Source organism: Kribbella sp. NPDC049227 (assembly GCF_043197265.1).
GTDB lineage: Bacteria > Actinomycetota > Actinomycetes > Propionibacteriales > Kribbellaceae > Kribbella.
This window is the reverse complement of sequence record NZ_JBICST010000003.1, coordinates 58,114-72,408: the sequence shown is the minus strand read 5'-3', so window position 1 is coordinate 72,408 and position 14,295 is coordinate 58,114. Positions and strand designations below refer to the sequence as shown.

Annotated in this window: 14 protein-coding genes; 8 read left to right on the top strand and 6 right to left on the bottom strand. The window is 70.2% G+C overall.

Annotation, left to right across the window (positions count from 1 at the left end; translation table 11 throughout):
- The first annotated feature begins 39 nt into the window (after window positions 1-39).
- Window positions 40-582, top strand: a complete 543-nt coding sequence (locus ACGFH6_RS12795; RefSeq protein ID WP_393383149.1) for a hypothetical protein — start codon at window positions 40-42, stop codon at window positions 580-582.
- Here ACGFH6_RS12795 and ACGFH6_RS12790 read toward each other — a convergent pair.
- Window positions 548-1,555, bottom strand: a complete 1,008-nt coding sequence (locus tag ACGFH6_RS12790) for a pirin family protein (RefSeq protein ID WP_393383147.1) — start codon at window positions 1,553-1,555, stop codon at window positions 548-550. The two genes, ACGFH6_RS12795 and ACGFH6_RS12790, sit on opposite strands and share 35 nt — an antisense overlap.
- Window positions 1,556-1,585: 30 nt before the next feature.
- Window positions 1,586-2,629 (bottom strand): PHP domain-containing protein, encoded by a 1,044-nt coding sequence (locus tag ACGFH6_RS12785; RefSeq protein ID WP_393383145.1) that lies wholly within the window; start codon window positions 2,627-2,629, stop codon window positions 1,586-1,588.
- A 40-nt stretch (window positions 2,630-2,669) separates the two neighbouring features.
- Here ACGFH6_RS12785 and ACGFH6_RS12780 point away from each other — a divergent pair, with 40 nt between their 5' ends.
- From ACGFH6_RS12780 to ACGFH6_RS12755, 6 genes are all read left to right on the top strand, one after another.
- A complete protein-coding gene (locus ACGFH6_RS12780) occupies window positions 2,670-3,875 on the top strand; it encodes a PucR family transcriptional regulator (protein WP_393383143.1) in 1,206 nt (401 codons plus the stop codon).
- 78 nt (window positions 3,876-3,953) lie between these two features.
- The gene (locus ACGFH6_RS12775; RefSeq protein ID WP_393383141.1) at window positions 3,954-5,147 is read left to right on the top strand and encodes an acyltransferase domain-containing protein; all 1,194 of its coding nucleotides are present in this window, start codon (window positions 3,954-3,956) and stop codon (window positions 5,145-5,147) included.
- Window positions 5,144-6,139, top strand: a complete 996-nt coding sequence (locus ACGFH6_RS12770) for a beta-ketoacyl-ACP synthase III (protein WP_393383139.1) — start codon at window positions 5,144-5,146, stop codon at window positions 6,137-6,139. The genes ACGFH6_RS12775 and ACGFH6_RS12770 overlap by 4 nt, the downstream gene beginning before the upstream one ends.
- Before the next feature lie 80 nt (window positions 6,140-6,219).
- Window positions 6,220-6,468, top strand: a complete 249-nt coding sequence (locus ACGFH6_RS12765; RefSeq protein WP_130446978.1) for an acyl carrier protein — start codon at window positions 6,220-6,222, stop codon at window positions 6,466-6,468.
- A gap of 126 nt (window positions 6,469-6,594) precedes the next feature.
- Complete coding sequence (gene fabF, locus ACGFH6_RS12760; RefSeq protein ID WP_393383137.1) at window positions 6,595-7,830, top strand: beta-ketoacyl-ACP synthase II; 1,236 nt, start codon at window positions 6,595-6,597, stop codon at window positions 7,828-7,830.
- A 78-nt stretch (window positions 7,831-7,908) separates the two neighbouring features.
- Window positions 7,909-9,339 (top strand): acyl-CoA carboxylase subunit beta, encoded by a 1,431-nt coding sequence (locus tag ACGFH6_RS12755; RefSeq protein ID WP_393383135.1) that lies wholly within the window; start codon window positions 7,909-7,911, stop codon window positions 9,337-9,339.
- A 205-nt stretch (window positions 9,340-9,544) separates the two neighbouring features.
- Here the strand turns inward: ACGFH6_RS12755 and ACGFH6_RS12750 are convergent, their stop codons facing one another.
- From ACGFH6_RS12750 to ACGFH6_RS12735, 4 genes are all read right to left on the bottom strand, one after another.
- A complete protein-coding gene (locus ACGFH6_RS12750; RefSeq protein WP_131350428.1) occupies window positions 9,545-10,042 on the bottom strand; it encodes a DUF3145 domain-containing protein in 498 nt (165 codons plus the stop codon).
- Window positions 10,043-10,199: 157 nt separating this feature from the next.
- A complete protein-coding gene (locus tag ACGFH6_RS12745) occupies window positions 10,200-11,153 on the bottom strand; it encodes a VWA domain-containing protein (RefSeq protein ID WP_131350426.1) in 954 nt (317 codons plus the stop codon).
- A complete protein-coding gene (locus ACGFH6_RS12740) occupies window positions 11,153-12,112 on the bottom strand; it encodes a DUF58 domain-containing protein (protein WP_393383133.1) in 960 nt (319 codons plus the stop codon). Before ACGFH6_RS12740 ends, ACGFH6_RS12745 begins: the two co-directional genes overlap by 1 nt.
- 29 nt (window positions 12,113-12,141) lie before the next feature.
- Window positions 12,142-13,176 (bottom strand): MoxR family ATPase, encoded by a 1,035-nt coding sequence (locus ACGFH6_RS12735; protein ID WP_131350422.1) that lies wholly within the window; start codon window positions 13,174-13,176, stop codon window positions 12,142-12,144.
- A 241-nt stretch (window positions 13,177-13,417) separates the two neighbouring features.
- Between ACGFH6_RS12735 and ACGFH6_RS12730 the strand changes: the two genes are divergently transcribed.
- A complete protein-coding gene (locus ACGFH6_RS12730; RefSeq protein WP_393383131.1) occupies window positions 13,418-14,263 on the top strand; it encodes a hypothetical protein in 846 nt (281 codons plus the stop codon).
- Window positions 14,264-14,295: the final 32 nt, after the last annotated feature.

Sequence of the window (14,295 nt, the reverse complement as noted above, 5' to 3'; positions counted from 1 at the left end):
GTGAGGTCCCGGCACGGCCCGCGGCCGGATGCTCGTAGCGTGAAGCAAACAACCGAGCGACCCGTTCCCCGCTGGGCGTACGGCCTGGCCCACGCGATCCCGTTCATGACACTGCCGTCCGGGCTGTGGCGTCTCGGTCTGGTCGCCGGCTCGTCGATGGGGATGCTCGACGACTCCGGCCAGCCGGCCCATCTGCACGGCTTCGGGGAGCACCTGTACGTCGTCTGCCTGACCATCTTCGCCGAGGGAGTCGCGCTGATCACCTTCGGTCTGGTGAAGCGGTGGGGCGAGGTCGCGCCGGCCTGGATCCCGTTCATCGGCGGTCGCCGGGTCGCGCCGTACGCCGCGATCATCCCGGCGATCCTCGGCGGGCTCGCGCTGATCGCGATCTGGACCTACGGATTCCGGGACGTCTTCAGCGACAGCTTCATCCCGTTCGGCAGCACCGGAGCGGCCGTGCTGATGATCAGCTGCTACGCACCGTTGCAGCTGTGGGGTCCGTCGGTCCTGCTCCTGACCTGGGCGTACTACCGCCGCCGTCGTCAGGTCAGCGCGCCCGCGGCCTTGGTTTCAGCGCGATAGCCGGCAACGCCGGGGCCGGCAGCGGATCGCCGTCGTACCCGGGCACCATCGGGAAGCGGTCGTTGCCGCCGGCCCCGATCGCGGCCTGCCAGGCGTCCCGGGCGGCGACGATCTCCTCGTGCGAGCGGCCGATGAAGTTCCACCACATCACCAGGTGCTCCTCGAACGGCTCGCCGCCGAGCAGCAGGAAGCGAACACCGTTGTCGGAGGCAACCACGTTGACCGACTCCCGGCCGGCACCGAGGTAGGCCATCTCGCCGAAGCCGGGCGTCAGGTCCCCGACCGTCAGCGATCCGTCCACGATCAGTACGGCGTACTCGTTGGAAGGTGTGAGCGGCAGGGTCAGCGTGCGACCCGGCTCGACGGTGACGTCCGCGCCGACGAGCGGGGTGTACGCCGGCGCCGGCGAGGTGACACCGGCGACGGTGCCGATCATCACGGTGACCCGGGCGCCGTCCAGCTCGAGCTCGGGTAGGTCGGCGTACGCGTTGAACGCCGCTGGGGTCGTGGAACGCACCGAGTCTGGCAGCGCGACCCACAGCTGCGCGCCGTGCAGGGTGGGCGGCGCGGTCGGCGTCGACACCTCGGAGTGTGCGATGCCGTTGCCGGCGGTCATGATGTTGAGCTCACCGGGCCGGACGTACGCATGCGATCCGACGCTGTCGCGGTGCTCGATCTCCCCCTCGAACAGCCAGCTGACCGTCTGCAGACTCGTGTGCGGATGCGGCGGGACCAGCATCCCCCGCTCCCCCGGCACGTCGTACGAGTCGACCCGGTGGGTGATGTCGTCCGGCCCGTAGTGGTCCACGAAGCACCACGCACCCACCATCCGGCGGTTCTTGTTAGGCAGCAGTCGCCGTACCTTCGTCGACCGGCCCAGCACCACCTCGCGGCCCTCGAGCAACTCGACCACAGGCCCCTCGCCGTCCCCGGTCGAAAGCACCTCCGCCGGGTCTTTCTCCAGATCGCTCATACCCAGCAATCTACGCCGGATGCCCGTCGGTCAGGAGTGAGTCCAGTCCAGGAGGGTGGGTTGGTCCCAGGTGTTGATGACCCGGTCGGCGGGTACGCCGCATTCCTCGGCGCGCTCGCAGCCGTAGGGTTGCCAGTCGAGCTGGCCGGGGGCGTGCGCGTCGGTGTCGACGGAGAAGACGCAGTCCATCTCGACCGCCAGGGTCAGCAGGCGTTTGGGTGGGTCGAGGCGTTCGGGGCGGGAGTTGATCTCGACCGCCGTACCGAACTGACGGCAGGCCTCGAAGACCACCTCGGCGTCGAACTCGGACTCCGGCCGGGTGCCGCGGCCGCCGGTGACCAGGCGGCCGGTGCAGTGGCCGAGGATGTCGACGTGCGGGTTGGCGACCGCGCGGACCATCCGCTCGGTCATCGGCTCGGATGCCATCCGCAGCTTGGAATGCACGCTCGCGACGACCACGTCGAGCCGGGCCAGGATCTCGCTGTCGCAGTCCAGCGAGCCGTCCTCGTTGATGTCCACCTCGATCCCGTTCAGGATCGTGAACCCATCCAGCTCGTCCTTCAGCTTCTTGTTGAGCTCGGCAACGACCTCGATCTGCTCCAGCCGCCGTTCCCGTGACAGCCCGTTCGCGACCGTGAGCCGTGGCGAGTGATCTGTCAGCGCCATGTACTTGTGCCCGAGGCGGTGCGCGGTCCGCGCCATCTCCTCGATCGGGCTGCCGCCGTCGGACCACTCCGAGTGCAGGTGCAGGTCCGCTTTCAGCTCCGCGCGCAGCGCCCGGCCGGCGGTCGTCAGGTCACCGGCCGCCTCCTCGAGCTTGACCAGGTACGACGGTGTGGCGCCGTCCATCGCCTCCACGATCACGGCCTCGGTCTTCGGCCCGATCCCGGCCAGCTCGGTCAGCGTGCCGGCCCGGCGACGGGCGCGAACCTCGGCGGGCGGCAACGCGGCGATCGTGTCCGCCGCCCGCCGGTACGCCTTGACCCGATGGGTCGGCTGCTGGTCGCGCTCCAGGTAGTACCCGATCGCCCGCAGCGCCGCGACCGCATCCGCCACACCCGCGTTGTCCGTCATAGGCCCATCATGCCGAAGACATGGGAGCTATGGTCTGGACGTGGCGAAGCGAGCGAGCAAGGCGCATCTCGCGAGAGCGGACCGGTTGCAGAACCAGACCGGCGCGCTCGCCACCGCGGCGATGGCGGCAATGGACGAGCAACTGCCGTGGTTCGGCACGCTGTCGGCGCAGGACAGGTCGTGGATCGGGCTGGTCGCGCAGTCCGGCATCACGGCGTTCGTCGACTGGTTCCGCGATCCCGAGGCGCACCCCTCGATGCCGACCCGGATCTTCGGCTCCGCGCCGAGGGAGTTCACCCGGGTCATCTCACTGCACCAGACCGTCGACCTGGTCCGCACCACGATCGAGATGATCGAGACCACCATCGGCGACCTGCTGCCGCCCGACGACGTACCGGTGGTGCGCGAGGCGATGCAGCGCTACGCCCGCGAGGTCGCGTTCGCGGCCGCCACCGTCTACGCGCAGGCCGCGGAGTTGCGCGGCGCCTGGGACGACCGGCTGGAGGCGCTGGTCGTCGACGCGGTGATCCGCGGCGAGGCCGACGACTCGGTCCGCTCCCGCGCCTCCGCCCTCGGCTGGAGCGGATCGTCCGGTACGCCGGGATCCGCCGAGATCGCCGTGGTCGTCGGCCGCGCTCCGGCCAGCGAGGGGAACGCCAACGTCGCCGACGCGGTCCGGTTCGCCGCCCGCGAGGCCGGCGCTGACGCTCTGTGTGCGATGCAGGGCGACCGGCTGGTGGTGGTACTCGGTGGTACGAGCAAACCTGTGGAGATCGTACAAAGGCTGGCCCACTGGTTCGGACCCGGACCGATCGTCGTCGGGCCGGTCGTGAAAGACCTGATGGCGGCCGTGACGTCGGCCCGCGCGGCCGTCGCCGGACTCCGGGCGGCGCCCGCCTGGCCGGCCGCGCCACGCCCGGTCCTGGCCGACGAACTGCTCCCCGAACGGTCACTCTCCGGAGACGGCCATGCCCGCCGGCAACTGGCCACCGACGTCTACGGCCCGCTCACAGTAGGGGATGGTGTACTCCTCGACACCGTTTCGACGTACCTGGACTCGGGTGGTTCGATCGAGGCGACCGCCCGGGCGATGTTCATCCACGCCAATACCGTCCGGTACCGGCTGAAGCGTGTGGCAGAGCTCACGGGCTACCACCCGCTGAACCCGCGAGACGCTTTCACACTTCGTGTCGCACTGGCCTTGGGCCGCCTGCTCAATCCCGAGCCTGGAAGCTACGTTTTGTAGGATCCCTACAAAGTCGGCCCGGTAGAATTCGTGCCCCTTCCAGGGACACGGACGGCCCGGCTCAGGGAGAGTTGTCACGTGCTCGTCATCGTCGCGCCCGGTCAGGGTGCCCAGACCCCAGGTTTCCTCGAGCCGTGGCTGGCCGATCCGGTGTTCGAGAGCCGGCTCCATTGGCTTTCCGCGGTAGCCGGCCTCGACCTCGCCCACTACGGCACGCAGGCCGATGCCGACACGATCCGGGACACCGCCATCGCGCAGCCGCTGCTGGTCGCGTCCAGCCTGCTGGCCGCGCTGGCCGTGTTCCCGCAACCCGCCGACGCCTTCACCAAGGTCGGCGCCGTCGCCGGGCACAGTGTCGGCGAGATCGCGGCGGCGGCCGGCACCGGCGTCCTCACGGCGGAGCAGGCGATGGTCCTGGTCCGTGAGCGCGGCAAGGCGATGGCCGCCGCGGCCGCACAGACCGCCACCTCGATGACCGCCGTCCTGGGTGGCGACCGCGACGAGGTCCTGGCCAAGCTGGCCGAGCACGGCCTGACCCCCGCGAACGACAACGGCCCCGGCCAGATCGTCGCCGCCGGCACGGTCGAGGAGCTGGCCGCGCTCGCCGCGGACCCGCCGGCCAAGACCCGGCTGATCCCGCTGTCGGTGGCCGGTGCGTTCCACACCAAGCACATGGAGCCCGCGGTGCACACCCTGGCCGGGTATGCGACCGCGATCAGCACCCACGACCCGCGGACCCGCCTGATCTCGAACCGCGACGGCCAGGTCGTGCACGACGGCCAGGACGTCCTGCGGCGTCTCGTCACCCAGGTCAACGCGCCGGTCCGCTGGGACCTGTGCATGCAGACGATGGCCGACCTCGAGGTGACCGGGATCCTGGAGCTGCCGCCGGCCGGCACGCTGACCGGTATCGCGAGGCGGGCGCTGAAGGGCGTCGAGACGTTCGCGCTGAAGACCCCGGACCAGCTCGACGACGCCCGCGCGTTCGTGGACAAGCACGGCAGCCCGTCCGAGATCGACGCGTCGCCGACCTGGAGACTGTTGGTCGCCCCAATGAAGGGCACGTTCACCCGCTCCGAGCAGGTACGCCGGGAGTCCGGTGACACGGTCGAAGCCGGCGAGGTCGTCGCGAAGGTGAAGAGCCTGCGCGACGAGCTCGACGTCAAGGCGCCGCACGGCGGCATCGTGGTCGAGTGGCTCGTCGAAGAAGGCGACCCGGTCGCCCCCGGGCAGCCGCTGGTCCGTCTCCACCCGAACGGAGCGTCCTCATGACCACGATCACGCCGTCGACAGGTTCGGCGTACGCCGGTGTTCTCGGCATCGGCTCGTATCGCCCGCGCCGGGTCGTACCGAACTCCGAGATCCTGGAGCAGATCGACTCCAGTGACGAGTGGATCCAGACCCGGTCCGGGATCAAGGAACGCCGCTGGGCCAGCGACGACGAGACCGTCCTGATGATGTCGGTCAACGCCGCCAAGGACGCGCTGAAGGACGCCGGGATCGAGCCGGCGCAGATCGGCTGCGTCATCGTCGCGACCGTCACGCACCTGTACCAGACCCCGGCGATCGCGACCCAGATCGCGGTGGAGGTGGGCGCGCCGACCGCGGCCGCGTTCGACATCTCCGCCGCCTGCGCGGGCTTCTGCTACGGCATCGCGATGGCCAACGACCTGGTCCGCGGTGGCAGCGCGAAGTACGTGCTGGCGATCGGGGTCGAGCGACTCAGCGACATCACCGACCGGACCGACCGCGGTACGGCGTTCATCTTCGCCGACGGGGCTGGTGCCGCGGTGGTCGGACCTACCGACGAGGCGGGGATCGGGCCGGTCGTGTGGGGATCCGACGGGACCCAGCACGAGGTGATCAGCCAGAAGGAGTCCTGGCCGGAGGCGGTCAGCAGTTCCAACTGGCCGCACCTCACGATGGACGGCAACCCGGTGTTCCGGTGGGCGTCGTTCGAGATGGCGAAGACGGCACAGCAGGCGCTCGACGCGGCCGGCGTGAAGGCCGAGGACCTCGACCTGTTCGTGCCGCACCAGGCGAACATGCGGATCACCGACGCGATGCGGCGGGCGCTGAAGCTGCCCGCGCACGTGAAGGTTGCCCGCGACATCGAACGGCAGGGCAACACCTCGGCCGCGTCGATCCCGCTGGCGATCACCGCGATGCGCGAGTCCGGCGAGGCCAGGAGCGGCGACCTCGCGCTCGTCATCGGCTTCGGCGCCGGCCTGGTGTACGCCGGCCAGGTCATCCGGGTGCCGTAGTACTCCCATAGTTGTCCGGGCGGCTCAGGTGGCCGGCCCGGCTGAAGTAGCCCAGCAGATCCGAAAGGGAAACCGAGAAGATGGCCAGCACCGAAGAGATCCGTTCCAACCTCGCCGAGATCGTGAACGAGATCGCCGGCATCCCGGTCGAGGACGTCCAGCTGGACAAGTCCTTCACCGACGACCTCGACGTCGACTCGCTCTCCATGGTGGAGGTCGTGGTGGCCGCCGAGGAGAAGTTCGACGTGAAGATCCCCGACGACGAGGTCAAGAACCTCAAGACCGTCGGCGACGCGGTCGCGTTCATCGAGCGCGCCCAGAACGGCTGACCACCCGCCGTTCCCGTGTGCTGGCCGGTGCTCATCGGACCACCTGTCCGATGAGCACCACACACCGGCACCGCACCACCCACCCCTCGCTCCTGTCCCCCAGATCTCGCAAAGGATGAGGTAAAGATGTCGAAGACCCGAGTCGTGATCACCGGGCTCGGAGCCACCACGCCGCTCGGCGGCGACGTGTCCGGTACCTGGGAAGGCCTGCTGGCCGGTCGCTCCGGAGCGCGCCGGCTCACCGACGAGTGGGTGCAGAACCTCGCGGTCCAGATCGCGGCCCCGGCCGCGGTCGAGCCCACCGAGGTGCTCGAGCGGGTGAAGGCCCGCCGCCTGGACCGGAACGCGCAGTTCGCGGTGGTCGCCGCCCGTGAGGCGTGGGCCGACGCCGGCCTGGAGGACTCCGGGCTGGACAAGGAGCGGCTGGGGGTCGCGGTCGCATCGGGTATCGGCGGCCTGCACACCACGCTGTCGAACTACGACGCCCTGCGGTCCAACCCGCGCCGGGTGTCGCCGCTGGCGATCCCGATGCTGATGCCGAACTCGTCCGCGGCGTACGTGAGCCTGGAGTTCGGCGCCAAGGCCGGCGTACACACCCCGGTCTCGGCCTGTGCCTCCGGCAACGAAGCGATCGCGCTCGGCCTTGACCAGATCCGGCTCGGCCGCGCGGACGTCGTCCTGGCCGGTGGGACCGAGGGCGCGATCATGGCCCTGCCGCTGGCGGCGTTCGGCCAGATGATGGCGTTGAGCAAGCGCAACGACGAGCCGGAGAAGGCCTCGCGCCCGTGGGACGTCGACCGCGACGGATTCCTGCTCGGCGAGGGCGCCGGGATCCTGGTGCTGGAGTCGTACGAGCACGCCAAGGCGCGCGGCGCCAAGATCTACGCCGAGCTGGCCGGCGCGGGCATCTCCGCGGACGGCCACGACATCGCGCAGCCCGACCCGACCGGGTCCGGCGCGCGGCGGGCGATGGAGCGGGCGCTGGTCGAGGGCGACCTGACCCCGGCCGACATCGCCCACATCAACGCGCACGCCACTTCGACCCCACAGGGCGACATCGCGGAGTCGCTGGCGATCCGGCTGGCGCTCGGCAAGGACGCCGACCACGCGGTGGCGACCGCGCCGAAGTCGATGATCGGTCACCTGCTCGGCGCGGCTGGTGCGGTCGAGTCGATCGCGACCGTGCTCGCGCTGCACCACCGGCTGGTGCCGCCGACCATCAACGTGGACAAGCTCGACGACCAGATCGAGCTGGACGTCGCGACCGAACAGCGCAAGCTGGCCGACGGGGACCTCGCGGCGCTGAACAACTCGTTCGGCTTCGGCGGTCACAACGCCGCCATCGCCTTCAAGACGGTGTAGCCCAGCCGCCAGTCGCCCGGCGAACGGTACGCCGTACGCCGGGCGACGCCGCAGTTTCCTTCTCACCCCGGAGGACCTATGACCACCGCCCCCGCAGTACCCAAGCCCGTCAAGCTGCCCCGCGAAGAGGACCCGCGCAACCCGGTCACCCGACTGACCGCCCTGCTCGACCCGGGCAGCCTGGAGCTGATCACCCCGGACAACCTGTCCGGGATGGTCGCGGCGCGTGGGACCGTCGAGGGCGCACCCGTGATCGCCTTCTGCTCCGACGCCACCGTGATGGGTGGCGCGATGGGCGACGAGGGCTGTGACGTCGTGGTCCGGGCGTACGAGGTCGCCCGGCAGGAGCAGGTGCCGATCATCGGCCTGTGGCACTCCGGCGGCGCGCGACTGGCCGAAGGCGTGCTCAGCCTGCACGCGGTCGGGAAGATCTTCTACGCGATGACACAGGCGTCGGGGAAGATCCCGCAGATCTCCGTCGTCCTCGGTCCGGCCGCGGGCGGAGCGGCGTACGGGCCGGCGCTGACGGACATCGTGATCCTCGGTCCGGAGGGCCGGATCTTCGTGACCGGGCCGGACGTGGTTCGTTCCGTCACCGGTGAGGACGTGGACATGCTCCGCCTCGGCGGGCCCGAGCCGCACGGCCGGCGGTCCGGCGTCGTCCACATCACCACCGACTCCGAGGCCGCGGCGATCGAGCGGGCCCGCCGGGTCACCGACCTGCTCGCGAACCAAGGCACGGTGACGCCCAGCGTTCCCGAGATCGATCTGTCCGGGCTGCTGCCGGAGTCGGCCAAGCGGGCGTACGACGTCCATCCGCTGGTCGGAGGGGTGCTCGACGAGGACTCCTCGGTCGAACTGCACCAGCGGTGGGCGCCGAACATCGTCACCACACTTGGTCGTCTCGGCGGTCGCACAGTCGGCGTGATCGCGAACAACCCGCTCCGGCTGGGTGGTTGCCTCGACGCGCTATCGGCGGAGAAGGCGGCTCGGTTCGTCCGGATGTGCGACGCGTTCGGCGTACCGCTGGTGGTCCTGGTCGACGTGCCCGGGTACCTGCCCGGTGTCGGTCAGGAGTGGGACGGCGTCGTACGGCGTGGTGCGAAGCTCCTGCATGCGTTCGCAGAGGCCGTCGTACCGCGGGTGACGCTGGTGACCCGGAAGACGTACGGCGGCGCCTACATCGCGATGAACGCGCGATCGCTGGGCGCCACGCGAGTGTTCGCGTGGCCGCGGGCGGAGGTGGCCGTGATGGGCGCGGTCGCCGCGATCCGGGTGCTGCACCGGCGCAAGCTCGCCGAGGTCGTCCCTGAACTGCGTCCGCAGGTCGAGGCCGAGCTCGCCGCCGAACACGAGAAGCTGGCCGGAGGCATCGACCGAGCCCGCGAGATCGGCGTCGTCGACGAGGTCGTCGACCCCGCCAAGACCCGCACCGCCCTGGCCACCGCGATCGCCGACGCCGAAGCCACCGGCCGCACTCGCGGTGCCCACGGCAACATCCCGCTGTAACACGTAGGAAGGGCGCGGACCCTGAGGTCCGCGCCCTTCACGTGGTGCGGCCGCTGTTGTTCGACAACCGGGGGTGTCCCGACACCCGGTGGCCCAGCGGCCACGGCCCCTCCCACCCTGGTGAGATGTCTGATGCTCAGTCTCATCGAAAAGTTCGGGGATGTCCTGCCGTTCATGGCTTTCTTCTGAAGTTCTCAGGTTCCGTTCAGACGACCTGATGGAGCCATCGGACCGGTGCCCCGTCGCCGGCGTACCGGAACGGTTCGAGCTCGTCGTCCCAGGGGCGACCGAGCAAGCGTTCGACCTCCTCGGTCAGGTCGGCCTCACCGCTGGCGGCCTTCAGCATCGCGGCCTTCAGCCGCTCCTCCGGCACCATGATGTCGCCGTGGACGCCGGTCGTCGCGTGGAAGACACCGAGGTCGGGCGTGAACGAGTACCGCTCGCCCTCGACGCCGTTGCTGGGCTCCTCGGTCACCTCGAACCGGAGCTTCTGCCATCCGCGCAGCGCGGAAGCCAGCTTGGCCGCCGTCCCTGCCTCGGCCTGCCATGACAGCTCGGCCCGATAGGTGCCCTGAGCTGCTGGCTGCGGCGTCCAGTCAAGTTTCACAGGCACGCCGAGTACGCCGCCCGCGGCCCACTCGACATGCGGGCACAACGCTGACGGCACCGTGTGGACGTAAAGAACGCCACGAGTCGTCGCCACCGGGACCTCCTGTGCTCGAGGGGCGCCTTCCCCAGCGTTCTCGAACAACTACTCGATCCCAGCACCAACTGCGTACATCTTGCACCACCGACCCCACCAACACCAGCAACCTCGCCGTGTCAACTACATCACGGCCGTGTCGCGCTTCTGGTCGGGGTTAGGGGAATCGCGAGGCCAGGGCGATGCAGGCACCGGCGGCGGCCAGGGTGAAGAGCATGGCGATGCCGGCGAAGCGGGCAGTGACTTCCTTGTCCACCTCGTCGTACCCGACCGAGGAACCGATGTCCTTGTAGACGTCCTCGAGCTCACCCGCGGACTCCGCGGTGTACGCCTCGCCGCCGCTGATCTCGGCGACGCTGCGCAGCTCGGCCCGGTCCGGTGGGACCCGCTGGCGGATGCCGTCCATCTCGATGAAGCCGGAGTCGGTGCCGAAGCAGATCGTGTAGACCGGGGTGTTCTTCGCCTTCGCGGCCTGCGCACCCTCCTGCGCCGTCCGGCCGACTGTCCGCTTCCCGTCGGACAGCAGCACGATCCGGGCCGGGGCCGGGTCGTTCGGGTGGTCAGGGTCCGGCGGGACCTGGGTGAGTGCCTGCAGTGAGGTGAAGATGCCCTCGCCGGTCGCCGTCGACTCGGCCAGCTCCAGGCCGTCGACGGAACGCAGTACGGTCGCCCGGTCGGTGGTCGGCGGCACGATGATGGACGCCGTACCGGCGAAGTTGACCAGCGCCACGTTGAACTTGCCCGGCAACTGGTTGATGAAGTTCTTCGCCGACTTCTTCGCCGCCTCGAGCCGGTTCGGCTCGATGTCGGTGGCCATCATCGACAGCGACACGTCGATCGCGACCACGATGGTGGCCCGTTCGCGCGGCACCTTGACCTTGTCCTTGGGCTGCGCGAACGCCACGATGCACGACAGCGCGGACAGCAGCGCGAGGCCCACGGCCAGGTGCCGCCGCCACTGCGGCCGCCTCGGCGCGACCCGGTCCAGCAGGGCGATGTTGGTGAAGCGCAGCGCGTACTGCGACCGGCGGTGCTGCAGGAAGATGTACGCCGCGAGCACGACCGGGATGATCAGCAGGAACCACAGTCTGGCCGGAGACAGGAACTCCATCAGCGAGCCACTCCCTTCGGCGGTTGGTGCAGGCGGGGCGCCACTCGCCGGTAGGCGAGCACGAACCGCACGGTGTCGGCGACCCAGTCCCGATCGGTCCGCAGGACCAGATGCCCCGCACCTACCCTACGCAGGGCGATCCGGGTTCGTTCCCGTTGCGCGAGTGCGGCCAGTCCGAACGCCTCCCGGACCTTGCGCCGGCGGGTGTCGATCTCCCGCACCTCGCCCGTCTCGGGGTCACCGATCGTGACCACGCCGATGTTCGGCAGTTCGAGCTCGCGCGGGTCGACGATCTCCACCGCGAGCACCTGGTGCTGCGCGGTGAGCTTGCGCATGGCGCGCTCCCAGGACGGCTCCAGCCGGCTGTCGACTTCACCGTCCTGAGGGGTCAGGAAGTCGGACACGACCACCCGCAGGCCCCTCTTGCGCTGGGTCCGGGCCATCGACTCGAGGGCTGCGGCCAGGTCGCTGCGGTGCGCCTCCTGGTCGCCCATCTGCTCGGCCAGCAGCGCTCGGAGCAGGCCGTACAGAGCCAGACGCCCGGACCGGGCCGGCCAGCGCCGCAGCGCCGAGTCGCGCAGCATCAGGCCGCCGAACCGGTCACCCAGCCGGTGGGTGAGGAACCCGACCGTGGCGACGGCCGCGACAGCCAGCTCCCGCTTCTCCAGCTGCGACGTCCCGAAGTCCATCGACCCGGACAGGTCCACCAGGGCCCACGTCTCCAGCTCCCGGTCCGCGATCAGGTCCCGCACGTGCGGAACCGTCGTACGGGCGGTGACGGCCCAGTCCATCCGTCGTACGTCGTCCCCGACCTGGTACTCCCGGGCCTCGGCCAGCTCGGTGCCGGGCCCGGGCAGCAGGCCCAGGTGCTCACCGTGCAGGAACCCCTCGAGCCGCCGTACGACGGTCAGCTCCAGCCGCCGGAGTGCACGCTCGGGAGCGAGCTGCGAGATCGTCATCGCAGCCCGCGGATCCGGACGGTTGGCCACTACACGAACTCCGGGCGGCCGGTGCCGTCGTTGCCGTCGCGCCAGACCGGCTGGGGCGGCGGGACGGTGGCCAGGATGCGCTCGATCACGGCGCGCGGGTCGATGTTGTCCGCGACCGCGTCGAAGGTCAGGCCGAGCCGGTGACCCATCACGTCCAGCGCGACGGTCTGGATGTCGCTCGGCAGCAGGTAGTCGCGGCCGTGGATCAGTGCGAGTCCCCGCCCGGCCGCGATCATGCCGAGGGTGGCTCGCGGGCTGACGCCGAGCTCGATGATCGGCTCGAGGTCGGGCAGGTGGAAGTCGGACGGTGTCCGGGTCGCCATCACCAGGCGGACGGCGTACTCCGCCACCAGGTTGTGGACGAAGACCTGCTCCGCGGACCGCTGCAGCTCCAGGATCGTCTCCGGCTTGAGCACCTGCCGTGGCTCCGGCGGGTCGACGCTCATCCGGCGCAGGATCTCGAACTCCTCGTGCCCGCGCGGGTGCGGTACGTCGATCTTGACCAGGAACCGGTCCCGCTGCGCCTCGGGCAGCGGGTAGACGCCCTCGGACTCGATCGGGTTCTGGGTGGCGATCACGATGAACGGCTTCGGCATCGGGAAGGTCTGGCCGCCGATCGACACCTGCCGCTCGGCCATCAGCTCCAGCATCGCGGACTGCACCTTGGCCGGGGCCCGGTTCACCTCGTCGGCGAGCACGAAGTTCACGAACGTCGGGCCGAGTTCGATGTCGAACGCTTCCCGGGTCTGCCGGTAGATCCGGGTGCCGACGATGTCGGACGGGACCAGGTCGGGGGTGAACTGGATCCGGGCGAACGTGCCGCCGACCACCGACGCGAAGGTCCGCACCGCCAGCGTCTTGGCGACGCCGGGCACGCCCTCGAGCAGGCAGTGGCCCTTGGCGAGCAGCGAGACCATCAGCGTCTCGACCATGTGCTCCTGGCCCACGATCACCCGCTTGACCTCGGTGACGGCCTCGCCGATCAGCCGGGACTGCTGGGCCACCGATCCAGCTGGCACAGTGGTTTCGGTCATGCCTGTCCTTCCGGGGTCCGCGCTCGGACCTTGGTCATCTCCGCGCCGCGCCGCTGCTGTGGCGCACTCACAACTCCGGCCATTCCATCAGATCCCCGGGTCCGCCGGGCCGACGGCCCACCAGGTCCTTTCCCCATCCTCCCCATCGACCCAAATTCACACGCCTCGACCAGAGCCGTCACACCGGGTGAGTTCTCCCGGTGGCGACAGTGCTACCAGGGATGTGGTGGGATTGGAGGTGATGACTGCGACGGAATCACAGGCTGAGGTGCGTACGGCGGACACGCCGTTGGACGCGCCTGCGCGGGTGATCCCGGAAGCTTTGCCGCTGCTGCCCGAGGATCCGCCGCGGGTCGGCGAGTACTGGCTGCGCGGCCGCCTCGGCGCGAACGCGGCCGGCTACCTGTACACCGCCAGCGCCGACGACGGCCGCAGCGCGGTGGTCGCGATGATGACCGAGGGCTCCGCGGACGACGCGGCCGCCCGGGACCGGTTCGTGAACGCCGTCGACGAGTTGCCGGACGACGCCGTACTGGCGCACAACGACTCGGACGACGACGACCTGGCGCTGTGGGTCGCGCTCGGCCCGATCCGGACCGACGACGGGACCAGCGCGGCGTCGGACGAGCGGCTGATCGCGGAGCGCCGCGGCGAGGACGTGCTGTCCGCCGTACTGATGGACCGGGTCCCGCAGAACGGACGGGTCCGTGGACCGGACTTCCGGCACTACTGGGAGGGCCGCCGCCGGCCGGGCCTGTTCCGGATCTGGCCGCTGCCGTGGCCGAGCATCCTGCGCCCGGCGTCGCGCTGGGCGCTGATCTTCGCGCTGGTGACGATGGCGCTCATCATGGCGCTGGCCGTGTTCCTTGCCTGGCTGCTGTTCCGCAACGCCGAGCCACTGGAGCCGGAGCCGGTCATCCCGACGCCGAGCAACACGGTGACGGTGACGGTCACCCCGACCACTCCGCCGCCGAACACCGGATCGACCGGACCGACGCCGCCCACGAGCCAGACTCCGACGAGCGGAACCCCCACGGGTACACCGACTCCGGGGACGCCGCCGACCAACCCCGGCGACAAGTTCTGACCCTGCATTTCAGTGGCCGGCGTCGGTGTGGG

Bases quoted from the DNA above. Each gene is read 5' to 3' on its own strand.
- ACGFH6_RS12770 (WP_393383139.1), top strand. From the start codon at position 5,144: ATGACCACGATCACGCCGTCGACAGGTTCGGCGTACGCCGGTGTTCTC.
- ACGFH6_RS12735 (WP_131350422.1), bottom strand. From the start codon at position 13,176: ATGACCGAAACCACTGTGCCAGCTGGATCGGTGGCCCAGCAGTCCCGG.
- ACGFH6_RS12790 (WP_393383147.1), bottom strand. From the start codon at position 1,555: ATGAGCGATCTGGAGAAAGACCCGGCGGAGGTGCTTTCGACCGGGGAC.
- ACGFH6_RS12755 (WP_393383135.1), top strand. From the start codon at position 7,909: ATGACCACCGCCCCCGCAGTACCCAAGCCCGTCAAGCTGCCCCGCGAA.
- ACGFH6_RS12765 (WP_130446978.1), top strand. From the start codon at position 6,220: ATGGCCAGCACCGAAGAGATCCGTTCCAACCTCGCCGAGATCGTGAAC.
- ACGFH6_RS12740 (WP_393383133.1), bottom strand. From the start codon at position 12,112: ATGACGATCTCGCAGCTCGCTCCCGAGCGTGCACTCCGGCGGCTGGAG.
- fabF (WP_393383137.1), top strand. From the start codon at position 6,595: ATGTCGAAGACCCGAGTCGTGATCACCGGGCTCGGAGCCACCACGCCG.
- ACGFH6_RS12785 (WP_393383145.1), bottom strand. From the start codon at position 2,629: ATGACGGACAACGCGGGTGTGGCGGATGCGGTCGCGGCGCTGCGGGCG.
- ACGFH6_RS12730 (WP_393383131.1), top strand. From the start codon at position 13,418: ATGACTGCGACGGAATCACAGGCTGAGGTGCGTACGGCGGACACGCCG.
- ACGFH6_RS12745 (WP_131350426.1), bottom strand. From the start codon at position 11,153: ATGGAGTTCCTGTCTCCGGCCAGACTGTGGTTCCTGCTGATCATCCCG.